This is a genomic window from Gordonia sp. N1V (genome assembly GCF_029269935.1).
In the GTDB taxonomy this organism is placed as follows: Bacteria; Actinomycetota; Actinomycetes; order Mycobacteriales; family Mycobacteriaceae; genus Gordonia; species Gordonia polyisoprenivorans.
Map to the genome: position 1 here is coordinate 50,152 of NZ_JARJDD010000012.1, position 23,720 is coordinate 73,871.

Genomic DNA, 23,720 nt, shown 5'->3' on the forward strand with positions numbered 1-23,720 from the left:
GACCCGGACAGACGCTCCACCCGAGGCCGTCCGGCCCTGCGCACGTGCGTCAGCCCCCGATCGCACTCCACGGGGCATAGGCCCAACCCACCAGGTGCCACGAGCCGAGATTGGCGCTCGGCAGGATCTGGATGTCGGTGCCGTCACCCCAGCCGGGGGCGAATCCCTGCACGCCACCACTGAGGTAGTGCCCGTCGCCCATGGAGATGTCGACGTGGCCGCCGTCGGAACCCTCGGAGAAGACCAGAGCCCCGGGTGGGGCGGGCAGCGTGCTGTGGCCCTGCCCGCGAGCGGCCAGCTGATCGTAGAAGGCGATCGCCCCGTTGTGCGGGATGGCGTTGGTGGTGGTTTGTCCGTAGGCGGCGTCGACGAAGTCCTCGCACCCGTATTCGCCGAAATCATCGGTGTGCAGCATCGTCGACCCCCGGGCGATCGCGATGCCGCCGTTGCCGACGTCGACGGCCTGGGACACCACCCCGGCAGGCGTGACGGCGGCGGCGGTACCTGCCGCCAGACAGGTGAGCGCAGCGACGGATCCGACGGTGATCAGTAAACGCTTCATGACTTCCTCGATGTGGATGATCAATCCACATCGACGCTGCCACAACAATTGTCGAATTCAGGGTGCTGACAAGACACCCACAGCTCACCCGTAGATCACCCAAGGCGAGTGAAACGGACGACACGGCCCCGCCGTCACCGTGATCGGTGAGGGCGGGGCCGCGGCCTCGAACGGGATGGGCGCTCAGAAGGTCGCCATGCGGTCTCCTGCACCCGCCCAGACGGGGTTGCTCTCGATGGCGGCGATGATGCGCGGACGCAGTTCCGCGGCGTCGATCACCGCGTCGACCGAACCGACCTCGACGGCACGTCGGATGCTGTGCACCGAGTCGAACTCGGCCGCGAGCTCGCTGATCTTCTCCGCACGCACCGACTGACGGATGTCGGCGAGCTCGGCGTTGATCGCGGGACGGTCGGCACCCGAGGCCTGTGCGAGGCGGGCCTCGACCTCACGAACCCGCGGGTCGGCGGCCGTGCGCTTGCCTACCTCACCGGCGAACACGACCGCGGCCGCGGGCGCACCACCGAGCACCGACGCGAACGACCCGTCGATCGCGAGCACGGTCATGTTGGGGTTCAACGCCTTCGAGAACACCACGAACGCGCCGCCGTGGTAGCGCGAGATGACGCAGAAGACGATCGGTCCACGGAAGTTGACGATCGCCCGACCGATCTCGGCGCCGTATTCCAACTGCAGTTTGCGCATCGATTCCGGCGATCCGTCGAAGCCGGAGAGGTTGGCCAACACCACCAGCGGACGGTTGCCGCTGGCCACGTTAATCGCTCGCGCCGCCTTCTTCGACGACTGCGGGAACAACGTGCCTGCGGTGTAGGTGTCGGGCCCATCGGTCGGCTTGTAGCCGCGGCGCTGCACCTCGCGGGACTCGATACCCAACAGACACACCGGGATTCCGCCGAGATGGACGTCGCAGACCACGGCGGTCTCGGCGTCGGCCATCCCCGCCCACCGCTCGAGGACGGCGTGGTCCTGGTCGGCGACGGCCCGCATCACGGTCCGAATGTCGAAGGGCTTCTTGCGATCCGGGTTGTGCGCGGGCGAGAAGATCTGCCCGACCGTGGTGAAGTCGCTGCCGGACAACACATGTGGGTAATCGGAGATGTCGCGGGCGACCGGATCTGAGGATTCGGCACGCCGCGGCGTCTGCTCGCCGGGAACGATGTAGGCGTGATCGTAGTGCGACATCAGCACATCGCGCGCCGAGACGAGATTGGGCGCCCAGTACTGGGCCTGGCCGTTGGGGCCCATCACCCGGTCGTAACCGCCGATACCGAAGTTGTCCTCCGCCGACACGCCGCCGGAGAAGTCCAGGGACTGCTTGCCGGTCAACACCATCGCCGAATCCGGGGTCATCACCAGGATGCCCTTGGTGTGCATCAGCATCGTCGACTCGGCATTCCAGTACGGCTGCGCACCGACGTTGATGCCGGCGACCACGATGTTGATCTCGCCGCCCGCCTGGGTGAACTCGACCACCCGTTTGAGCGCACGAGCGACCCAGTCCATGTTCTCGGTACCGGAGTCCATCGAGATCCGGGCACCCGAGGACAACGCGTACCACTCGAGCGGCACCTGCATCGACTCGGCGAGGTCGAGGGCCGCGATGACCCGGGCGCACTCCGGTTCGGAGAGGGCACCGAGCGACTTCGTCGGATCACCGAGCAGCACCACCCGGGTCACACCCTGCGGGTACTTGTCGGTGGGCGTGGTGATCACGCCGGCGACGATCGCCGCGGAGTTGCGGCCCTTGGGCCGGTCCACCGGCACCAGTCGTTGCTCGTCGTCGAGGTCGTACTCGTCGAAGGACCCGAGTAATCCCACCAGCTCGTAGGGGTAGACGGTGTTGCGACGCGCGGCGCGCAACACCTTCTGCCGGAACGCGTCGACCGGTTCGATCGGCTCGTCGGACGGCTCACCGACGATCACGTCGAAGCCGCCTGCGGCGTTCACCGCGAACCGGACAGCGACCTTCGTCAGCTCGCCGGTCTCGCGATCACGCTGGCGCGCGATCAGCAGGACCTCTTCGAGTCCCACCCCGGCGGCGGTGCCGCGGATGTGGTCGGCGATGGTCTGCAGGTTGTCGCGGGCACCGTCGATCGGCGGCCAGACGTACATGACGATGCGGTTGGTGGTCGAGGTCAGGTTGGACCGGCGTTGCGCACGGCGGATCGAGTCGACGCACGACGACAGGATGCTCTCGGCACGGGGCAGCGTCAGCAGTTTGCCGTCGGTCTCGCGCAACGCGGTGAGGTCGCGCACCTGGGCGAAGGCGATGAGCCGCTCGTCGGACGGATTCTCCTTGGCCACACAGTGGAACAGGTAGACCTCTTCGTCGTCCGCCGACGGCAGACGCGTGAGGTCGAACTTGCGCAGCCGCTCCATCTGCATTCGCTGGGCGATGTACGGGTGCAGCCCGCGGATGAGACGCTCCTCGGCCATGCCCGTCGACGACGGCCGGAACGTGAAGTGGTGATGCATGAGTGCCTCGTTGCTACCGGCCACCGCGATGGTCAGTCGGTGCACCTGCTGCGGCAGTGAGGCCGCGGAGATGCGCTCGTGCAATGCATCGGCCATGGCGTCGAAATCGCTGGGCTGCTCCTCCCACGAGAGGTAGACGTCGGCGTCGACCGAGGCCACCCCGCGCGCCATCTCGGCGAGACCACCGAGCACCGTGTCGAGTTCGTCGAACCGTACCGCGGCCGAGACGAGGCTCAGGCCGTTGCGCTCGGCGATGACGAAGCTCGCACCACCGAACTCCTGCACACGGACGTCGCGCAGTCCCTTGTTGCCGTAGTAGCGGCGGGTCAACACCTCGAGCATGACCGTGTTGTCGGCGATCCCGCGCACCATCCGCTGGCCGAGCAGACGGACCAGCGGCTCGGTGGAGCGGACCATGTCGGCGATGTGCTCGTCACGGTCGGCGGCGTCGGGATTGGCGTCGAGGTAACGCAGGTGTTCGCGCAGCTCGCCATACACCCGGGCCCGGTTACGGCGCAGGAGTGGCTGGCCGTACCAGGAGTAGACGACACCACGGGCGAGGTCGGCGATCGCCGGGAACCGCAGCTGCGTCGCGGAGACGAGCTTGTCGAGAGCGACCCCGACACGGTCCTGCAGTTCCTCGCGCGGGGTGGGCTCACCGAGCCACTCGCGCAGCAGGGTCGAAACCGATGTGACCGAGTCCGACGGATTCTGCAGGGCCAGGAACACGCGGAAGACCGCGGCCTCGAGTTCGGGGGTCCGGTCGAGATCGGTGACCCCGTAGTGCGCGAGAGCCCGGCTCAGCTGATCGTGGAACGGCTGCGGGAGCCCGTCGCGTTCGACGTCGAGGCTCTGCAGGTAGGTGTGGAAGTTCTCCCGCGCGCTGTGGACGTGCTCGACGCCCATCTGGTCCTCGGAGGGACGATTCTGGCTCAGCTCGGCGAGATCGGCGAACACGGTGATCAGTTCGAGTTCGTCGGACAACGGCCGGCGACCGGACTCGATGACCGCGTGCCGGACCGCCAGATAGTCGTCGAGCAGCCGCGTCCGATCGTGTGGATCGACGTCGTAGCCGAGTAGTTGGCTGCGCAGGTCTTCGAGGGTGCGGGTCGAGCGTTCGTGCGGCTCGATGTCGGTGGGCATCGACGGCAACTCGAGTTCGACGCCCTCGGTGGCCTCCTCGGCCGCATCCGCGTCATCGTCGTCGGCGAGGGGTTCCAGGCGCATCAACGCCGCGCCGGTCTCGACCTGGGTGCCGACGGAGACCACGCACTCCTTGAGTCGTGATCGGACCGGCGCCCGCAGCACCGTCTCCATCTTCATGCTCTCGAGCACCAGCACCGGGGCGCCGGCCTCGACCTCGTCACCGACCTCCAGCGGCGTCGCGACGACCAGCGCGGGAGCGGGCGAACGCACCACGCCGCCCTCGTCGCGGCTGACGCGGTGGGTCACACCGTCGACGTCGACGAGGTGCACCGGGCCGTGGGTGTCGGTGATCAGGCGGTAACGAACGTGATTGATGACCAACTGAGCGGCGTGCTCGTCGAACCGTTCCAGGTCGACGTCGGCGCTGTAGGTCTGGTCGCCGGATTCGATGCCGACGCGGAAGCGGTGCGCACCGATCCGCGCCACACGCACGCGGTAGGTCGCGCCGCGCAGTTTCAGATCCAGCGGACGGCCACTGTCGTGCTGCACCTGCGGGCGACCGCCCGAGGCCGTCGACAACAGACGCTGCCGCTCGACGAGTTCCTCTTCCTCGTAGGCGTCGATCGCGGCAGCGGCCAGCGCGATCGCCGAGTGCCGATGGGCGACGAGGCCGCCCTCGGCACGAACGCGGTCGATCCAGCCGGTGTCGGCGCTGCCGTCGATCACCTCGGGCTGATTCAGCAGTTCGAGGACGAAGCTCTTGTTGGTGGCGCCGCCCTCGATGATGACGCGGGTCTCGGTCATCGCCCGGCGCAGACGACCGAGGGCTTCATCGCGGTCGCGGCCGTAGGCGATGATCTTCGCGATCATCGAGTCGAAGTCGGCGGGGATGGTGTCGCCGGCGCTGACACCGGTGTCGACGCGGATGCCCGGGCCCGCGGGCAATTCGAGACGCGCGATCCGACCCGGCGCGGGCGCGAAGTCGCGGTCGGGATCCTCGGCGTTGAGCCGCGCCTCGATCGCGTGACCGCGCTCGGCGGGCGGCTCGCCTTCGAGCTTGTTGCCGGAGGCGACGTGCAATTGCGCCCGGACGAGATCGAAGCCGGTCGTGGTCTCGGTGATCGGGTGCTCGACCTGCAGTCGGGTGTTGACCTCGAGGAAGGCGAACAGCTTCTCGCCGGGGTGATAGAGGAATTCCACGGTCGCCGCACCGCAGTAGCCGACGGCGACGGCGAGTCGTTCGGCCGACGCCTTGAGGTCGGCGACCTGCTCGGGCGACAGGACCGGCGACGCGGACTCCTCGATGATCTTCTGATTGCGGCGCTGCACCGAGCAGTCACGCACACCGAGAGCCCACGCGGTGCCCTGACCGTCGGCGATCACCTGGACCTCGACGTGACGGGCGCCGGTCACCAACCGTTCGAGGAAGACGACACCACTACCGAAGGCGCGTGCGGCTTCGTCGCGGGTGCGGGCGTACGCCTCGCGCAGGTCGTCGTCGTTGGTGATGACGCGGATACCGCGACCACCGCCGCCGGCGGTCGCCTTGAGCATGAGCGGATAGCCGATGTCGGCTGCCGCGGTGACCGCCTCCTCGACGCTGTCGACCGCACCGCGGCTCCACGGGGCGACGGGCACACCGACCTCTTCGGCGATGAGCTTGGCGCCGATCTTGTCGCCGAGTTTGCGCATGGCCTCGGCCGACGGGCCGATGAAGGTGATGCCGATGCGCTCGCACAGTTCGGCGAACAACGGGTCCTCGGCCACGAACCCCCAGCCGACCCACGCCGCGTCGGCGCCGGTCTCGAGCAGTGCACGCTCGAGCACCTTGAGGTTCAGGTACGGCCGCTCGGCCGCCAGGCCGAGGTCGTAGGCGATGTCGGCCTCACGGACGAAGGTCGCGTTGCGATCCACATCGGTGTGCAGTGCGACGACCTCTATCGACTGTCCTGTTTCTGCGCACAGGCCCCGAACGGCGTGAATGAGACGGACGGCCGACTCACCCCGGTTCACGATGGCAATGCGAGTGAACATCACCGACTCCTCATCTTTTGTCATACCCAACGATTGTCCGCGCGCGGGGCGCGGATGCGGCCACGATCGTCCCCACCCGAATCGCGCGGGGTGGATCCGGCGGGCGCTGTGAACGCGCCGACAACCGATCGGGGACGATTCTTACGAATGATTTCGCTACGCGCGAGTACGTACCCGACACACCGAGAAGATCACACCGATCCGCGGGCGTCGGATCCACGGATTCGCGAGCGTGTAACTGCGACAACGGATATTGATTTACCCGTCGGTAGGCACCGTCTCGATGCAGTGAGCTCACGCCGTCGATCGTCACCTGGTGTGGTCCACCTCGATCCTCACAGTCACCTCGTCGGCGACCTTGAGCGCACCCATCATCAGGGCGTACGGCTTGATCCCGAACTCGGTCTGCACCAGCGGCGTCTCGGTGGTGATGTGCCACCGACCCGAGGCGTCGGTGACCGTGAGCTCCAGCGGGTGACTACGGCTGCGGCCGAGGATGCACACCGCACCCTCCACGCGATAACCGTTGTCGGACTTGATGATCGAGCTGGATTCGTATTCGATCTCACGAAACTTGCCCGCCTTGAGTGATTTCAGGGCATTGGACCTCGCCACCGCACGCTCCGGACCGGACATCGGCGTGACCCCACCCTCGCCGGAACGGACCTGCAACGAATCGACGACGATCCTCGCGGTCAGCGATTCCGGCTCGGAACCGGCCCACCGCACCTGCGCGCTCCATTCGGTCATCTCGATCGTCAGTCGGTGGCCGGTGCGCGCGGCCGGACCGGTCACGTCGGTACGAACCGTCACCGTCCCGTCGGCGGCGGACAGCTCCCACGTCGTCGAAACCATGACCGCGACTCTAGTCGGCATTGCTGCCATCGACGGCGACCTGAGGAAGATGCCCGGGCACGGCGCGGACTCACCGCTGCACCGACAGGAGACGCGGCACCACCCGCACACAGGCCACCATCCCGACGACCTCGACGAGCGTCTGGGTGACCACAACGACCGCGGCGGCCTCGAATCCCGCGGGGAGGGCCAACGCCAACGGAAGGACCACCAGCGAGTTGCGCGTGACTCCGCTGAACATCACCGCCCGGCCGGCCGGAACGTCGAGACGCGCCCACCGGGCGATGACGAGCCCGATCCACGGCATCACCACGAGAAAGGCCACGTAGAACGGAACCGCGGCGAGCACCGAGCCCGCCGCGTCGCCGACCATCGGGAGCTGCGAGGCGACGACCACGGCGAGCACGAGCATCATCAATGGGACCATCGTCGTCGACACTGCCGTCGAAAAGCGTTGCCCCCGAGAATGTCCCGACGACCACCATTGCGTCGCCCAGGCTAGCCCGAGCGGTATCACGATCAACACGACAAACGCCTCGAGGAACGGCTCCACGTCGACCACCGCAGCGAGGTCGGCACCCAGGAATGCCATCAACAACAGTGGCAGCGTCACCATCTGCACGATGAGCAGCAGGGGCGTCGACACCAGGAGTCTGCGTCGGTCGCCGCCCGCCAGGCCGGTGAAGACGATGACGTAATCAATGCACGGACACAGGAGCACCAGCAGCATTCCGATGCGGATCGCCTCGTTGCCCGGCAGAAACGGATACATCGCACCCACGACGAGCGGGACAGCGACGAAATTGACGACGAGCACCGCACCGAGAAATCGGAGATCACGCAGTGCTGTGATCACCCCGCTCGCGGGAACCTGCAGAAAGGTGACGTAGAGCAGGGCCGCCAGTGCAGGGGTGACCAGGTGGGTGAGCCCAGGAGCGAGGCCGGGCGCACCGACGCCGATCACTCCCCCGACGATCAACGCGAGGAGATACAGCGGAACCTGACGGTCTTCCATCACAACCAGGGTTCCATCACAAGCGTAGCGGTGTTACGCGAGATCGCGCGATCCGCGGTCACCGAGATGCAGATGCTCGATGTGATAGACGGCCTCGTCGAGGAGTGCGGCGACATGGGAGTCATAGAGGCTGTAGACCACGCTGCGGCCCTGACGCTCACCCACCACGAGTCCCAGCGCGCGGAGCAGGCGCAGCTGATGCGACACGGCGGGCTGTTCCATGTTGACCGCTTCGGCGAGTTCGGTCACCGCACAGGGCCCCTTGCGCAGCCGCGTCAAGATCATCAGCCGATTCGGGGATGCCAAGGCCTGCAACGTCTCGGCGACCGTTGCCGCCGCAGCGGCGTCGAGTTCGGCCGCAGGGGTCGATCGCCCCTGGACTCCGTGTCCCATGGGCGACATTCAACCATGGGCGCATTACATGTACATATCTACATGTGTATTCTTCTGCATATGAAGATGGTGACGTCGCGTTCGATGAGCACGGTTCGACCGGGCCGCTCCTGGCACGCGATCGCGTTGTCGGTGCCGTCGGTGCGGTGGGCACTGATCGCGGTCGTACTGGGCGCTGCGGGCGCCCTCCTCGATGTATGCGGTGGTCCCGGATGGGCGGCTGCCCTCGCTTACCTCGGCTGTTATCTCAGCGGCGGGTGGCAACCGACCCTCGACGGGCTGAAGGCCCTGCGTGCCCGCACTCTCGACGTCGACCTGCTGATGATCGTCGCGGCGATCGGCGCGGCCGCGATCGGGCAGGTCTTCGACGGAGCGTTGTTGATCGTCATCTTCGCGACGTCGGGTGCACTCGAGGATCTGGCCACACGGCGCACCGAGGAGTCGATCCGCGGCCTGCTCGACCTGGCGCCCGATCAGGCCACTCTGGTCGCCGACGACGGCATGGTCGAGACCGTTGCGGCGTCGGCACTCGTACCCGGCGACGTCGTCGCGATCCGGCCCGGCGAACGACTACCCGCCGACGGCATCGTCATCGACGGCGCCAGCGATGTCGACCAGGCGTCGATCACCGGCGAGCCACTACCCGCACCGAAGGCATTGGGCGACAAAGTCTTCGCCGGCACATTGAACGGCACGGGAGCCCTGCGCGTGCGGGTCGACACCGCAGCCGGCGAGACGGTGGTCGCCCGCATCGTGGGCATGGTCGACGAGGCGTCGGCGACCAAGGCGTCCACCCAACTGTTCATCGAGAAGGTCGAGCGGGTGTATTCGGTCGTGGTCGTCTGCGCCACATTCGTGGTGTTCGCGGTACCGATGGCGCTCGGCGAGGACCTGCGAACCAGCCTGTTGCGCGCCATGACGTTCATGATCGTGGCATCGCCGTGCGCGGTGGTCCTCGCGACGATGCCACCACTGCTGGCCGCGATCGCCACCGCGAGCCGACACGGAGTACTGGTGAAATCGGCTGTTGCCCTGGAGAAGTCGTCTCGGATCACCCGCGTTGCCCTGGACAAGACCGGCACTCTGACCACCGGCGCGCCCACGGTCACCGCCATCATCGAACTCGACAACCCGAATCGATGGCACCGCAACGAGGTACTGGGAATCGCGGCCGCGGCCGAACAACACAGCGAGCACCCGGTGGGCCGCGCCATCCTCGCCACGGCCATCGACGCCGGCTGGACCCCGCAACCGGTCAGTCGGTTCGCCGCGATTCCGGGTCACGGGGTTCGGGCGCGCGTCGCCGATCACGATGTGGAGGTCGTCAACGCCACCGCACCGGCCATCGATGCCGGTATCCGTGCTCGTGCCGCGACCACCACGGCAACCACGGTCGTGGTGCACGTCGACGATGCAGCGGCGGGCGTGATCGAACTGCGCGATCAACCACGCGCAGAGGCGAGAGCGGCAGTGGCGTCCCTCCGTGCGGCGACGGGTACGTCCCCGATCCTGCTCACGGGCGACAATGACGCTGCAGCAACAGATCTCGCACATCGGGTGGGAATCGTGGACGTCCGGGCGGGGCTGCTCCCCGAGGACAAGGTGGCCGCGGTCGGCGAGCTTCGGGTGGGTGGGCACCGGGTGGCAGTGGTGGGCGACGGCGTCAACGATGCACCGGCACTGGCCACCGCCGATGTCGGTATCGCGATGGGTGGGATCGGCTCGGAGGTCACCCTCGACACCGCCGACATCGTCATCGTCGGTGACGACCTGACCGCCGTGCCCGCGATCCTGCGCCTGGCCGCTCGAGCCCGCCGGATCGTCATCGCCAATCTGGTGATCGCGGCGACCGTCATCGCGCTCCTCGTCACATGGGACATCGTCGGGACCTTGCCCCTGCCGCTGGGTGTTGCCGGCCACGAGGGATCGACGATTCTGGTGGCGCTCAACGGTCTACGCCTGCTCTCGCGTCGCGCGTGGCCGGCCGACACCGGCGGCGGGTCAGCGTAACTTGGCCCCGTACACCCGGGTGATGGCCAACTCCATCAGCACCCGCCGATCGGTCACCATCACCTCGCGGTACTCCGCCCAATCCGGATGTTCCCCCGCCCCGCGCCGGTAGTACTCGACGAGGGCGTCGACCTCCGGTCCGTCCGGGTCGGTCCCCGGCCCGGTGAGGGTGGCGGTGCCCTCGGCGGTGGCCCACGTGTACCCGTCGGCACTGGTGAATTCGATGGCGGCGCGGGGATCCCGTCGCAGATTGGCGGTCTTGGCACGCCCCTCGGTCATCGACACGTAGATGCGGTCGGCGTCACCGTCGTAGACCACGGTGACAGGCGAGAGTTGGGGAATACCGTTGGCCTTGATGGTCGCGAGGATCCCGATCGAACTCTCTGCGATGAGAGTGCGCGGATCGAAGGCTTCGGTAGCGGTCTCGGTGGTCATGGCTGTGCCAACCATGGACCGCCACGGCGGTATTCCATCGACCGATCGACATCCGGGGATCACAGCGAGCGGTCCACGTAGGGTCATCGTGACCAGACAGCCCAGACACTCGGTCGACATCTTGGGAGGACCAGGCATGACCCCACGCATACTCGGACGCGGCGAGAACACCCCGCTGGCGTCCGATCGGCTCACGGTGGCGGTCGGTGCATCCGCTGGTGGATCGGCGCTCGATGTGGTGGCGTTCGTCCTCGGCTCCGACCGCCGCGTCCGCAACGACGCCGACTTCGTCTTCTACAACAATCCTCGCAGTCCCGGCGCCGAGGTGACGCTGACCGGCCCAGCCACGCTCGACATCGATCTGACCCGAGTCGCCGATGACGTCGAGCGCATCGCGATCGGCGTTTCCGTCGACGCGCCCGCCACGCTGGGCGGGTCGACCATCGAGACCACGCTCACCGCCGGAGCCGACACCATCGTCGCGCCGGCGCAGGGGCTGCGTTCCGAACGGGCAGCGGTGCTGGTGGAGATCTATCGACGCAATGCCCAGTGGAAGGTCCGCAGCGAATCAGCCGGATGGGACGCCGGTTTCGCGGCGCTGGTGCGCGAGCACGGGGTGACCGTCGACGACGCCCCGCCATCTCAGACCCCGACACCCGACGCCCCGCCAGCCCAGACCCCGGTACCCGCAGTATCCGCAGTATCCGCGCCGCCCGCTGCTCCGGCTCCCGCACCCGGCATCCGGATGGTCAAGGGCGAGGAGAAGCTCTCGCTGGAGAAACGTCAGAAACTCAACCTCCGCAAAGAGCAGGTCCATCGGGTGCTGCTCACGAAGGGGGCCGCGGGTGCCACCGCGCGGGTCGTGCTGGTCATCGACAAGACCATGTCGATGCGCAAGCTGTACAAGAAGCAGACCGTGCATCGGGTCGTCGAGCGGATGATCCCGGTCGCGACACAGCTCGATTCCGACGGCAACCTCGAGGCGTACCTGTACGGCTCCGGTTACGCGAAGCTCGCCGACGTCACCGTCGCCGATGCCGAGATCTGGATGGACACCTATATTCATCTCACCGGACGCCACGGTGCGCCGCTGGGCCCGGAGATCGATTACGACCGGCAGATCGGCGGGGTCAACGAGGAACTCCCGATCATGAATGCGATCCTCGACGACGCCGCGGGTGGCGAACCGGTGTTGGTGCTGTTCTTCACCGACGGCGGATTCCACTCCAAGGTGCCCGCGATCCGCACGCTGATCCACACCGCATCGGCGCGGCCGGTGTTCTGGCAGTTCATCGGGTTGGGGCGCAACCGATTCGGCATTCTCACCGAACTGGACACCCTGGCGGGCCGAGTGGTCGACAACGCCGGATTCTTCGCCATCGACGACGTCGACTCGATGAGTGACGCCGACCTGTACGAGCAGTTGCTCTCCGAGTTCCCCGAGTGGCTGCGCGAGGCGGTCCGCCACCGGATCGTCGATCCCCGGTACGCGCCGCGCTGAGCGGGTTGGTGCCTCCGAACGGCTACCATCCGCAGAAGGGCGGGTGATACTGGCACGGTGCCCACACCGATCCCCCACGACACCCGCCCCGACGACGATGTCGACACCGATGGCTTCCACCCCGACCTCGCCCTGGCGGCGCGGCTGCTGCCCCGCACGGTCGTCACCTCGCTGACGATGCGCCCGCTGCAGGTGCTCTCGGGAGCGCTGTCGCGTCATGTGCCCGACGATGTCGAGGTGGCCCACCTCGGCGACGGGGTGAGCGTGCGGCTTCATCGCCCGAACAACCCGCGCGGTACCGGTCACGCGCTGTTGTGGATTCACGGCGGTGGCTATGTCATCGGTACGGCGGCCGAGGACGACGCACTGTGTCGGAAGTTCGCCGACCGGCTCGGAATCCCCATCGCTGCCGTCGACTACCGTTTGGCACCCGCGCACCCCTACCCGGTTCCGGTCCAGGATTGTCATCGCGGCCTCGATTGGCTTGCCGCACAAGATGATGTGGACCCCGAGAAGATTCTCATCGGCGGCGCCAGCGCCGGCGGCGGGCTGACCGCGGCATTGGCGTTGCGGTGCCGGGACATGGCCGGTCGAGACTCCGGCAGCATCACTCCGGTGTTCCAGTTGTTGGTTTATCCGATGCTCGACGATCGGACGACGGCGGGGACCGGCGATCCGAAGGACTATCGCGTGTGGAGCCCGTCGTCGAACCGGCTCGGCTGGGCGTCGTATCTCGGCGGCGCCGACCGCTCGATCGCCGTGCCGGCGCGCCGCGCCGATCTGACCGGATTGCCGCCGGCGTGGATCGGGGTGGGCACCCGTGATCTGTTCTTCGCCGAGGACCTTGCCTACGCCGAACGCCTGAAGGACGCGGGTGTACCCGTCACCGTGGACACCGTCCCCGGCGGTTTTCATGCGTTCGACATGTTCGCACCACGAGCCGCGGTGTCGGAGAGCTTCTTCGACCGTCAGTGCGAAGTGCTCAACGAGGCCATGAGACCCGCCGAGTGAGTTGAGTCGAGCCGACCTCGCCTCACCGCGGATCGTCGAGCTCGGCCAACTCCTGCTCCAGTGCCGCCACGCGTGCGGATGCCGCAGCCGACTCCTCTGCCGCGGAGGCATATTCATGCTCGGCGGCCGTCACGCGTCGGCGCGCGAAACCCAGTTCCTGCTCCACCCGGGCGAGTTCTGTGCGCAACCGATCGGCGTCGGCGGAGAGCGCCTCGGCAGCATCGCGAGCAGCCGCTGCCGCCGTCTGCGCTTCGGTGGCGCCACGCTGAGCGCTCGTGGCGGTTTCGCGCGCTCGTCGTAGCTCTGCGCGGGTGTGCTCGCGAGCCACGGACCGTTCGGCCTCACCATGTCCGGCCCGGCCGTCGCCGGTACCGCGTTGTGCCTCTTCGGCGGTCGTGGTCGCCGGAACCGCCACGATCCCGGCGGGCCCGAATCCGGTGTATTCGGCGGCAGCCACCATGCGGCCACGGCACAGGAGGTTTGCGGTGGACTCGTCGGCCACGGCAGCTCGCAGCGTGGCCACGATCTCGCGGTCGGTCGCGCCGGACACGGTCACGCCCAGATCGGCGGCGAGGTGCGCGACCCGGCCCGCCAGGTCGGCGATCACCTGCTGTCGACGTGCGGACAGGTCACGCATCCGGGCGGCATCGACACGACGCTGCGCATCCCGAAGTGCCGCAGCGAGTTCGGTGATCTCGTCGGCACCATCGGGGTAACGGCGGATCCACTGGTTGAGCAACCACGCCGACTGGGTGGGCCGACGCAGCGCCGCGATCGTCGCGGCGAGGTCGTGGTCTCCCGCACCGCGCGCCTGGCGGGCGAGCGCATTGCGCCGACCGGTGAAGTCACCGGGAGGTAGTCCGTACAGTTCGTCGGCGACCTCGTCGAAGTCCAACCCGGACTCGGACGGTGTCATCTCTGCTCCCCCTGTACCCGATTCCCCTGGCCGGGCACCGGAAACCAGGTCAGCCGTCGCTGCGCATAACGCGCGAACCCGAGCCGTTGGAGTACGGGCGACGAGGTCTGCTCGGCGTGCACGAGTGCAAGTCGCGCTCCGCACCCCAGCGCGTCACGAAGGCGTGCGGCCACCAGCGCCCGGTAGGCCCCACGGCCACGATATGCCGGCAGGATCGCCGCACCCCAGAATCGTGCGGTCGACCCCGCCAATTCGTATCCACCGGCGCCGACGTGATCACCCACGGGTTTTCCCGGCACAGAACAGGTTGCGCTGGAATTACCTTCGGCGACGAACAGGCGCGTCGTGGGATCCGCGACGTCGAAGTCGGGGTCGGCGAGCACCGGTGGCGCGAAACCCCAGGCACGCTCGGAGATCGAGGCGAACAGGGCGAGGTCCTCGGCCGTCCGCACGCGACCCACCGCGATGTCGGTCGGCACCGGTATGGAGTCCGGCACCGACGCGTCCACCGCGCGTGCGACGACATCGACCACAGCGACGAGGGTTCCGCCGCGGCGCGCTACCTCGTCGTCGCCGAGATCGGCAAAAGTGCCCAATCCCACCGTGATTCGCAAACCGGACGCGCCGTGGACGGAGACGGTTCGCAGCGCGTCGTCGAGTATCCGTCGCGGATCGCCGTCGGGGCCGTGGAACCGCAGCAGGGTGGCGTCGGCGCCGTCCACGTAGAACTCGAAGGCCCCGTCGACGATGTGGCGCGAACCGTCGGGATGCCACGACGAACGCCACGCCACCGACTCCGCGAGCACGGTGCGCGCGATCGGGTCGAGGAGCGTGTCGGCACCTGCGCCTAGCCCGTTCTCGTCGACGTCCACGGCTCCACTCTCTCATGACCGATGGGGCCACGAGAGTGGGCCTGTCGTCACCATCCCGCCCGATTTCGGCCCGTGACCAGCGCCAACAGCCTTGTGCGCGTCTCATTTTGCGAAAGTTCTGAATCATTCCAGAAAAGCGTGCATACTGTGCGTCGTGACCTCATCGTCGGACTTCGCGGGCATGTTGCGCTCCGTGGAACTCCGCGTCACCCGTCCGCGGGTGGCGGTGCTCGAGGCCGTCCATGCGCACCCCCACGCCGACACCGAGTCGATCTTCCAGGCCGCCCGCGCGGACCTGCCGGACGTCTCTCGGCAGGCGGTGTACGACATCCTCGCGGCACTCACCGATGTCGGACTCGTCCGCCGTCTGCAACCGTCGGGCCACCTGGCCCGGTATGAGGCGCGGGTGGGCGACAACCACCACCACACGGTGTGCCGCGGCTGCGGGGCCATCGCCGATGTGGACTGCGCGGTCGGCGAACGCCCGTGCCTGACCGCCTCCGACGACAACGGTTTCCTCCTCGACGAGGCCGAGGTCATCTACTGGGGTCTGTGCGCAGAATGCGCAGCCTCCTCACACCCCGGGTCACGACCGTGATCACAGCCCGGATCACCCATCACCGAAAGGAACGTCGTGTCTGACGAGCAAACCGCACCCCCCATCGGGGAGGCCCAGACCCCCGCCGGAGAGCCGTCGGGCTCAGGATGTCCCATGCACATCCGCCCACCGGTGGAGGGCGGTGGCAACAACCAGTGGTGGCCGGACAAGCTGAATCTGCGTGTCCTGGCCCATAATCCCGATGTCATCCGCCCGCGCGGCGGCGACTTCGACTACGACGCCGCACTCGCCGACCTCGACGTCGACGCACTCGTCGCCGACGTCAAGGCGGTCATGACCGACTCGAAGTCGTGGTGGCCCGCCGACTTCGGTCACTACGGACCCTTCTTCATCCGCATGTCGTGGCACGCCGCGGGTACCTACCGCGTCGAGGACGGCCGCGGCGGTGCCGGCACCGGCATGCAGCGTTTCGCACCGCTGGACAGCTGGCCGGACAACGTCAGCCTCGACAAGGCGCGCCGGCTGTTGTGGCCGGTGAAGAAGAAGTACGGCAAGGCGCTGTCGTGGTCGGACCTGCTGGTCCTCGCCGGCAATGTCGCCCTCGAGGACATGGGTTTCCACACCAAGGGATTCGCGTTCGGCCGCCCCGACGAATGGGAGGCCGAGGAGGTGTACTGGGGTGCGGAGTCGACCTGGCTGGGCACCAATCTGCGCTACTCCGGTGAGCGCAACCTGGAAAAGCCGCTGGGCGCCACCACGATGGGTCTGATCTACGTCAATCCCGAAGGGCCCGAGGGCAATCCCGACTATCTCGCCGCCGCGCAAGACATCCGGGAGACCTTCGGCCGGATGGCGATGAACGACGTGGAGACCGCCGCGCTCATCGTCGGCGGACACACCTTCGGCAAGACCCACGGCAACGGTGACGCCGAAAAACTCGGCCCCGAACCCGAGGCCGCACCGCTGGAACAGATGGGGCTGGGCTGGAAGAACCCGCAGGGCACCGGCGTCGGCAACGACACCATCACCAGTGGCCTGGAGGTCACCTGGACCCACACCCCCACCAAGTGGGACAACTCGTTCCTGGAGATCCTCTACGGCAACGAGTGGGAACTGACCAAGAGCCCGGCCGGAGCCAACCAGTGGAAGCCCAAGGACAACGGCTGGGCCAACTCGGTGCCGATGGCCCAGGGCGACGGCAAGACCCACCCGTCGATGCTGACCACCGACCTCACGATGCGGTTCGATCCGATCTACGGCGAGATCACCCGCCGCTGGCTCGATCATCCCGAAGAACTGGCCGACGAGTTCGCCAAGGCCTGGTTCAAGCTGCTGCACCGTGACATGGGCCCGGCCATCCGCTACCGCGGTCCGTTGGCACCCGCCGAGACGTACCTGTGGCAGGACAACGTTCCCGCACAGCAGGGACCGACGATCTCCGACGCCGACGTCGACTCGCTGAAGTCGTCGATCCTCGAGTCCGGTCTGTCGGTGGCACAACTGGTCTCGACCGCGTGGAAGGCAGCGGCGACGTTCCGCGGCAGTGACTTCCGCGGGGGCGCGAACGGCGGCCGGATTCGGTTGCAGCCCCAATTGGGTTGGGAATCCAGCGAACCGGACGAGCTGGCACAGGTCATCAGCACCCTCGAAGGAATCGCCGACGCCTTCAACAAGGAGTCCGGTCCGAAGGTGTCCTTCGCCGATCTCGTGGTGCTCGGCGGTGTCGTCGGCATCGAGAAGGCGGCCAAGGCCGCCGGGTTGTCGGTGTCGGTGCCGTTCACACCCGGTCGTACCGACGCCTCGCAGGACGAGACCGACGTCGAGTCGTTCGCATACCTCGAGCCGCGCTACGACGGTTTCCGTAACTACGAGGGCAAGGGCAACGTACTGCCCGCCGAGTACAACCTGGTCGACAAGGCCAACCTGTTGACCCTCTCGGCACCGGAGATGACGGTGCTCGTCGGTGGTCTGCGCGTGCTCGGCGCCAACTATCAGGGTTCGTCACTCGGTGTGCTCACCGAAACGCCCGGCACGCTGACGAACGACTTCTTCGTCAACATCTGTGACATGGACGTCGAGTGGGCACCGTCGCCGGCCGATGACGGCACTTATGTCGCGACCGATCGGGCGACCGGCGCGCAGAAGTGGACCGGCACGCGGGTGGATCTGGCCTTCGGGTCGAACTCGGATCTGCGGGCATTGGCCGAGGTGTACGCCGAGGACACCTCCACGGAGAAGTTCGTGGCCGACTTCGTCGCCGCGTGGACCAAGGTGATGGAACTCGACCGGTACGACCTGCACTGACCTGGCCGGTCATCGCACCCGATCGGGGGCATCGTCGCGCATGTCGCGTCGGTGCCCCCGATCGTCGTACGTCACCGGGTCACCGGGTCACCGGCTCCCCGACTCGGGCGACGAACCGTGCGACCCGCTCGCGTAGCGCACCGATGCGCAGCCGACGTACCCGCTCGGGATCGTCACCGGCCATCGCCGACGACGGCTTGCGTCGCACGTTCTCCGAGCATTCGAAGTTCGCGCAGATGAGGGTTCCGACGGTGTCACCCTTGCGACCCGCGGCGCCCGCGCGCCGCGCGGCGAAGAGGATCACCTCATTGGGTAGCGAAATGTCTTCGCACAGTGCGCATTGCGGTCGCGTGCGGGCCGGGACGGCGCCGGCACGCAGCATGATCCCGGTCGGCTCGGCACCGCCGCCCTCCCCGGAGTCGTCACCTGCGTCGGGGGCGGGAGCGAGAACGAGATACCCGGTGCCCGGTGATTTGGGATCGCGCCAACCGAGATAGTCGAGCCGGTCCCACCGGATGGCGTCGAATCCGTCGGGCATGGTGATCGCTTTGCGTTCACGCACCGAGGTGTTGACGAACGATGCGCGGATCTCTGATTCGGTCATGGGTCGCATGGAAGACTCCTGGGAGATGTGCACCGCGCGAGGGTGAGCTGCCGTGCGGGCGCGGCGTCGACGGCCGGTCGTACGGTGGTGACGTCGCACGGTGGTGAAGGGACGCGGAGCGTGTGTCCGCAGAAATGACTCATCGCGCGAACGCCTCTGTCGGACGTTCGCGGCGTATGCCTGCGGCTATCTGCGGCCGGCGCGTACGCCGGCGACCTCCCGTCGATTCACGTGCGCCAGTGTCATCGTCCGGGGTGCCCGGAGTCAACACGTTTCCCGCCGACAGGCGTGTTGGTTCATGTGCCGCCCCGGGACGTGGGCTCTTCACGTGACACACTCGGCTCATGACCCGATGGGACGGCACGGCGGCGCCACGTGGTGACGACTACGACGACCGCTGGTCTTGCCTGGCCGCCGCGGGCGAGAACATCCACGGTGAAGCCGACCTGGTCGCCGATCTCGCACGCGGGATCGGCGGTCGGCGCATACTCGACGCCGGGTGCGGCACGGGGCGGGTTGCCATCGAGCTGGCCCGCCGCGGTTTCGAGGTCGTCGGCGTCGACGCCGACCCCTCGATGCTGGCGACCGCCCACCGCAAGTCCGGCGACATCCGTTGGCTCCGAGCCGATCTGAGTTCACTCGACGCCCACCTCGACGACCTCTTCGATCTCGTTGTCCTGGCCGGCAACGTGATGATTTTCCTCACGCCCGGCACCGAGGCCGGGGTGCTGCGGCAGTGCGCGTCGAGGCTACGGCCCGGCGGGCTGCTGGTCGCCGGATTCCAGCTCCGCCCGGACCGTCTTGCACTGTCCGACTACGACATCCACGCCCGCTCCGCCGGCCTCGAACCGGTCGGGAGATTCGCCACCTGGGACCGCCGTCCGTTCGCCGGCGGGGCGTACGCGGTGTCGGTGCACTCGCGCCCGGCAGACCGCTGAGATCGGCGCCGATACCCCGGCCCACTCGCCCGGCGGCAGCCCGCGGCAGTGGCTATGCTGGCGGTTTCCCCGAGGGAGGCATCCGGGACACCGGTACCACCGAATTGCCGGGGTAGGTGAAAGGAGTAGCCGATGCCTGCCGCATCCGACAGTTCTGTGCCCGCGGATTCTCGGCCGTCGGCAGTGCGCGCACTCGGGCACATCCGCCTCACCTCGCACAGCGGCGGTGCCGGTGCCCCGGCCATCACCTGGGGTGCGCCGACTGCCCGAGAGCGGGGGCCGGTGATCGCAACCACCACCGACCGCGCCCACCGCAACGTGATCGGGACGCACTCCGGCTCCTACAGCGTCTATCGTGCACTCGCCGTCGCCTCCGGCGCGCTGTCGCGGGAGCATCGGGCCGACCTCACCAACACCTCCCCCACCGACGTCGTCGGGCCGCACCCACAGTGGGCCGACCGCAACGCCATCGTCAGCATCGATCCCTGGGGCGCACTCGTCGCCGAGTCGTTCCCGGAACCCCTCGCCGCGGGATACGACATCCGTCCCACGATCGCGATCACCCAGGCCCATGTGATCCTGCCCGAGATCATCGATGCCATCGCACAGGGCCGCCTGCAGCCCGATGGAGATGTCCTGCTGCCCACCGGCGCGGCACTGGTGACCAAGGCGGCCGTCGAACCCGTGTGGTGGTTACCCGGCATTGCCGACCGATTCGGCTGCAGCGACACCGAATTGCGCCGGGTGCTCTTCGAGGAGACCGGTGGCATGTACCCGGAGCTGGTGACGCGGCCGGATCTGGAGGTCTTCCTGCCGCCGATCGGTGGCCAGACCGTCTACATCTTCGGTGATCCGCAAGGCTTGTCCGATCCTGCCGTCGAACTGACCGCGCGGGTGCACGACGAGTGCAACGGCTCGGACGTGTTCGGCTCGGACATCTGCACCTGCCGCCCCTATCTCACCCACGCGATCGAGGAATGCATCCAGGGAGTCCAGCGCGGCGGGGTCGGTCTGGTCGCCTACTCCCGCAAGGAGGGGCGCGCCCTCGGCGAGGTCACCAAGTTCCTGGTCTACAACGCCCGCAAACGACAGGTTGGCGGCGACACCGCCGATCAGTACTTCGCTCGCACCGAATGCGTTGCCGGCGTTCAGGACATGCGCTTCCAGGAACTCATGCCCGACGTCCTGCACTGGCTTGGTATCACCCGAATCGACCGGCTGGTTTCGATGAGCAACATGAAGTATGACGCCATCACCGGCTCGGGCATCGAGGTCGGCGAGCGCGTCGACATCCCACCCGAACTCATCCCGGAGGATGCGCGCGTGGAGATCGACGCCAAAACGGCCGCAGGCTATTTCACCAGCGGCGCGGTGCCGACCACCGACGACCTGCGTCAGGTGAAGGGCCGGGGGCTGAGCCGATGAGCTCACCCGCTGGTCAGTCCTCGACGCCGTCGGTGGGCGCCCTCGACGGGCCCGCCGCTCTTCGGTCGACCGCCGAGATCCGGCGTCGCGCAGGTGATCTCCTCGCCTACGCCCGTGCCGGCCGATCCGCCCATTTCATTGTCGACGACTCCCGCATCGGCACGGTGGTCGAGTTCGTGTCGGCGCTGACGCGCGAGCGCTACCCCGACCTCGACATCCCCTTCCACAGCCGGTGGCGCCACGTCGAGGCCGGCGGCATCGATCGCCCCGCGGAACTCGACGCGCGACTCGGCGACGTCGATGCCGCCGAGCGCGCCCGCACCCACATCGATCTCGCCGTGGTGAGTGTTCTTCTCGACGCCGGCGCCGGAGCCGACTGGTACTTCGACGAGCCGGGCACCGGACTGCGGTTCACCCGCTCCGAGGGACTCGCGGTGGCAAGCGTCCACGCGTTCTTCGGCGGCGTCTTCTCCGGCAGCCACGAAAAGCCCCTACGGGTAGATGCCGAAGGTCTGCGCCTTCTGGATTCGGCGCGCCTGTCAACAGCTTTCGGCATCACCGAGACCACGCCGCTCGTCGGTCTCGACGGCCGACTGCAGGTACTGAACCGGCTCGCCGACGCCATGGCGGCACGTCCCGACGTGTTCGGCACCGGACGTCCGGGCGATCTGTTCGACCACCTCGGAGGCGGCACACGGGACGTCCGGGCACACGACATCCTCACCGCACTCCTCGATCTCTTCGCCCCGATCTGGCCCTCGGACAACCGGATCGACGGCATCGCCCTGGGCGACTGCTGGCGCCATCGTGACGTCCACGGCCCCGGTGCGACCGAGGGATGGATACCGTTCCACAAGCTGTCGCAGTGGCTGACGTATTCGCTGCTCGAACCCTTCGCGGCGGCCGGGGTCGAGGTCGGCGGCCTCGATGATCTGACCGCGTTGCCCGAATATCGCAACGGCGGCCTGCTGCTCGACTCCGGCGTCCTGGCCACGGTGAATCCGGATGCCGCACAGTCGGTGTGGTCGGTCGGCGACGAGTTCGTCGTCGAGTGGCGCGCACTGACCGTCGCCCTGCTCGACGAACTCGCACCACTGGTGGCCGCCGAACTCGGTGTCCCGGGATTGCCCCTGGCATGCGTCCTCGAAGGCGGGACCTGGGCCGCCGGGCGCCGATATGCGGCCCAGCTGCGGGGCGGCCTGCCACCATTGACCATCGACAGCGATGGAACGGTGTTCTGACCCGGGCACCCGGACGTCCACCGACCATCGAAGAAGGGCCACCTGATGAATGCCGTGCACGTCATCGATCATCCACTCGTGCAACACAAGCTGACGCTGATGCGACAGGGCGACACCTCCACCAACGATTTCCGCCGCCTGCTCAACGAGATCGCCACCCTGATGGCCTACGACGTACTCGCCGACATCCCGATGCAGGAGATCACCGTCAAGACGCCGATGGAGGTCACCACCGGCAGGGTGATCGACGGCAAGAAGCTGGTCTTCGCGTCGATCCTGCGTGGGGGAACCTCGATCGCCGACGGCATGCTCACGGTGGTGCCCGGTGCGCGGATCGGTCACATCGGGCTCTACCGCGATCCGAAAACCCATGTTGCCGTGGAGTATTACTTCAAGATGCCTCGTGAGCTCGAGGAACGCGACGTCGTGATCGTCGACCCACTGCTGGCCACCGGACATTCGGCGGTGGCCGCGGTGGACCGGATCAAGGAGTATCGGCCGCGCTCGATCCGGTTCGTCGCTCTGTTGACCTGCCCCGAGGGTCTGGCGATGCTTCACGGCGCCCATCCGGACGTCCCGGTGTTCACCGCGTCGGTGGATCGTGAACTCGATGCCAACGGTTACATCCTGCCCGGTCTCGGTGACGCCGGCGACCGGATCTACGGCACCGCCTGAGCCGAACGAGAGTCAGAGAGCCGATCAATGCCGACGGTACAGACCAGTTCCTCGTTACGATTCGCCTTCCTCGTCACCTGCGCGGGCGGATTCCTCGACAGCTATACCTACCTCGCGCGAGGTGGCGCCTTCGCCACCGCTCAAACCGGGAACGTGGTGTTCTTCGCCGTCGAGATCGCCCAGCGACACCCGATGCAGGCGCTGGCGCATGTGTGGCCGATTCTGGCATTCCTCGTCGGGATCGGGGCGGCGGTGCACATCCGCAAGGGCAGGCTCGATCGCCTACTGCCCCACCCGATCCGGGCGACCGTCGCCCTGCAAGCGGCGATCCTCGCCATCGTCGGATTCATCCCGTCGAGTGCCCCGCACTATACGGTGACGATCCCGATAGCCTTCGTCGCCGCGATGCAGATCGAGATGTTCCGGAACGTCGCCGGGCACAACTACGTCGCCATCGCCACCACCGGGAACCTGATGCGTCTGGTCGAGGCAGCACACGGCGTGGCGGTGGATCGCGACCCGGAATCGCGGCGGCCACTGGCGATCTATCTCGGGGTGGTGGGGATCTTCGCCGGCGGCGCTCTGATCGGCGCACTGACCACACACCTCATCGGCGTCCACGCAGCCTGGATACCTGCGGCATTCCTGGGCGTCACCCTCGCCCTGTTCATCTGGGACGAGCGCGACACCCCCGGCATCGCCGAGACCGACAAACCAGCGCCGTAGCG

19 protein-coding genes are annotated in these 23,720 nt (G+C 67.6%); 10 read left to right on the forward strand and 9 right to left on the reverse strand.

The window, feature by feature from the left end; translation table 11 throughout:
• Positions 1 to 49: 49 nt before the first annotated feature.
• The 5 genes from P3L18_RS16400 to P3L18_RS16420 form a co-directional block, all read right to left on the reverse strand.
• Positions 50 to 562 carry a hypothetical protein gene (locus P3L18_RS16400; RefSeq protein ID WP_276114685.1) on the reverse strand — a complete coding sequence of 171 codons (513 nt, stop codon included), beginning with the start codon at positions 560 to 562 and terminating at the stop codon, positions 50 to 52.
• 183 nt (positions 563 to 745) lie between these two features.
• Positions 746 to 6,238, reverse strand: coding sequence for a carboxyl transferase domain-containing protein (locus tag P3L18_RS16405; protein ID WP_276114686.1), 5,493 nt, complete (start codon positions 6,236 to 6,238; stop codon positions 746 to 748).
• A gap of 309 nt (positions 6,239 to 6,547) precedes the next feature.
• Positions 6,548 to 7,093 carry a YceI family protein gene (locus P3L18_RS16410; RefSeq protein WP_079929812.1) on the reverse strand — a complete coding sequence of 182 codons (546 nt, stop codon included), beginning with the start codon at positions 7,091 to 7,093 and terminating at the stop codon, positions 6,548 to 6,550.
• 70 nt (positions 7,094 to 7,163) lie between these two features.
• Positions 7,164 to 8,108, reverse strand: coding sequence for a bile acid:sodium symporter (locus P3L18_RS16415; protein ID WP_276114687.1), 945 nt, complete (start codon positions 8,106 to 8,108; stop codon positions 7,164 to 7,166).
• A gap of 33 nt (positions 8,109 to 8,141) precedes the next feature.
• Positions 8,142 to 8,501, reverse strand: a complete 360-nt coding sequence (locus P3L18_RS16420; protein WP_014362227.1) for a metalloregulator ArsR/SmtB family transcription factor — start codon at positions 8,499 to 8,501, stop codon at positions 8,142 to 8,144.
• Positions 8,502 to 8,585: 84 nt separating this feature from the next.
• On the opposite strand from P3L18_RS16420, the gene P3L18_RS16425 reads away from it, so the two are divergent.
• Entirely contained in the window at positions 8,586 to 10,511 is a 1,926-nt protein-coding gene (locus tag P3L18_RS16425) for a heavy metal translocating P-type ATPase (RefSeq protein ID WP_276114688.1), read from the forward strand.
• Here P3L18_RS16425 and P3L18_RS16430 read toward each other — a convergent pair.
• Positions 10,503 to 10,946, reverse strand: a complete 444-nt coding sequence (locus tag P3L18_RS16430; RefSeq protein WP_253193962.1) for a PPOX class F420-dependent oxidoreductase — start codon at positions 10,944 to 10,946, stop codon at positions 10,503 to 10,505. The genes P3L18_RS16425 and P3L18_RS16430 overlap by 9 nt on opposite strands.
• A gap of 136 nt (positions 10,947 to 11,082) precedes the next feature.
• Here P3L18_RS16430 and P3L18_RS16435 point away from each other — a divergent pair, with 136 nt between their 5' ends.
• On the forward strand, positions 11,083 to 12,447 hold the full coding sequence (locus P3L18_RS16435; protein WP_276114689.1) for a VWA domain-containing protein: 1,365 nt from the start codon (positions 11,083 to 11,085) through the stop codon (positions 12,445 to 12,447).
• A 57-nt stretch (positions 12,448 to 12,504) separates the two neighbouring features.
• On the forward strand, positions 12,505 to 13,458 hold the full coding sequence (locus P3L18_RS16440; protein WP_006370058.1) for an alpha/beta hydrolase: 954 nt from the start codon (positions 12,505 to 12,507) through the stop codon (positions 13,456 to 13,458).
• A gap of 22 nt (positions 13,459 to 13,480) precedes the next feature.
• Here P3L18_RS16440 and P3L18_RS16445 read toward each other — a convergent pair whose 3' ends face one another.
• Both P3L18_RS16445 and P3L18_RS16450 read right to left on the reverse strand, forming a co-directional pair.
• The gene (locus P3L18_RS16445) at positions 13,481 to 14,374 is read right to left on the reverse strand and encodes a hypothetical protein (protein WP_276114690.1); all 894 of its coding nucleotides are present in this window, start codon (positions 14,372 to 14,374) and stop codon (positions 13,481 to 13,483) included.
• Positions 14,371 to 15,246, reverse strand: a complete 876-nt coding sequence (locus P3L18_RS16450) for an N-acetyltransferase (protein WP_276114691.1) — start codon at positions 15,244 to 15,246, stop codon at positions 14,371 to 14,373. Before P3L18_RS16450 ends, P3L18_RS16445 begins: the two co-directional genes overlap by 4 nt.
• A 154-nt stretch (positions 15,247 to 15,400) precedes the next feature.
• On the opposite strand from P3L18_RS16450, the gene P3L18_RS16455 reads away from it, so the two are divergent.
• Together P3L18_RS16455 and katG are read left to right on the forward strand one after the other, a co-directional pair.
• Positions 15,401 to 15,844 carry a Fur family transcriptional regulator gene (locus P3L18_RS16455; protein ID WP_014362220.1) on the forward strand — a complete coding sequence of 148 codons (444 nt, stop codon included), beginning with the start codon at positions 15,401 to 15,403 and terminating at the stop codon, positions 15,842 to 15,844.
• 36 nt (positions 15,845 to 15,880) lie between these two features.
• Positions 15,881 to 18,109, forward strand: a complete 2,229-nt coding sequence (gene katG, locus P3L18_RS16460; RefSeq protein WP_276114692.1) for a catalase/peroxidase HPI — start codon at positions 15,881 to 15,883, stop codon at positions 18,107 to 18,109.
• Between the two features lie 79 nt (positions 18,110 to 18,188).
• On the opposite strand, the gene P3L18_RS16465 is transcribed toward katG, so the two are convergent.
• The gene (locus tag P3L18_RS16465) at positions 18,189 to 18,722 is read right to left on the reverse strand and encodes an FBP domain-containing protein (RefSeq protein WP_006368022.1); all 534 of its coding nucleotides are present in this window, start codon (positions 18,720 to 18,722) and stop codon (positions 18,189 to 18,191) included.
• Positions 18,723 to 19,057: 335 nt separating this feature from the next.
• Here P3L18_RS16465 and P3L18_RS16470 point away from each other — a divergent pair, with 335 nt between their 5' ends.
• The 5 genes from P3L18_RS16470 to P3L18_RS16490 all read left to right on the forward strand — a co-directional run bounded on the left by P3L18_RS16470 (position 19,058) and on the right by P3L18_RS16490 (position 23,718).
• A complete protein-coding gene (locus P3L18_RS16470; RefSeq protein WP_079929820.1) occupies positions 19,058 to 19,651 on the forward strand; it encodes a class I SAM-dependent methyltransferase in 594 nt (197 codons plus the stop codon).
• A 132-nt stretch (positions 19,652 to 19,783) separates the two neighbouring features.
• Positions 19,784 to 21,076, forward strand: a complete 1,293-nt coding sequence (locus P3L18_RS16475) for a GTP cyclohydrolase II (RefSeq protein WP_079929821.1) — start codon at positions 19,784 to 19,786, stop codon at positions 21,074 to 21,076.
• Positions 21,073 to 22,317 carry a URC4/urg3 family protein gene (locus P3L18_RS16480; protein WP_276114693.1) on the forward strand — a complete coding sequence of 415 codons (1,245 nt, stop codon included), beginning with the start codon at positions 21,073 to 21,075 and terminating at the stop codon, positions 22,315 to 22,317. Before P3L18_RS16475 ends, P3L18_RS16480 begins: the two co-directional genes overlap by 4 nt.
• A 45-nt stretch (positions 22,318 to 22,362) precedes the next feature.
• Entirely contained in the window at positions 22,363 to 22,992 is a 630-nt protein-coding gene (gene upp, locus P3L18_RS16485) for a uracil phosphoribosyltransferase (protein WP_079929823.1), read from the forward strand.
• Positions 22,993 to 23,019: 27 nt separating this feature from the next.
• On the forward strand, positions 23,020 to 23,718 hold the full coding sequence (locus P3L18_RS16490) for a YoaK family protein (protein WP_079929824.1): 699 nt from the start codon (positions 23,020 to 23,022) through the stop codon (positions 23,716 to 23,718).
• Positions 23,719 to 23,720: the final 2 nt, after the last annotated feature.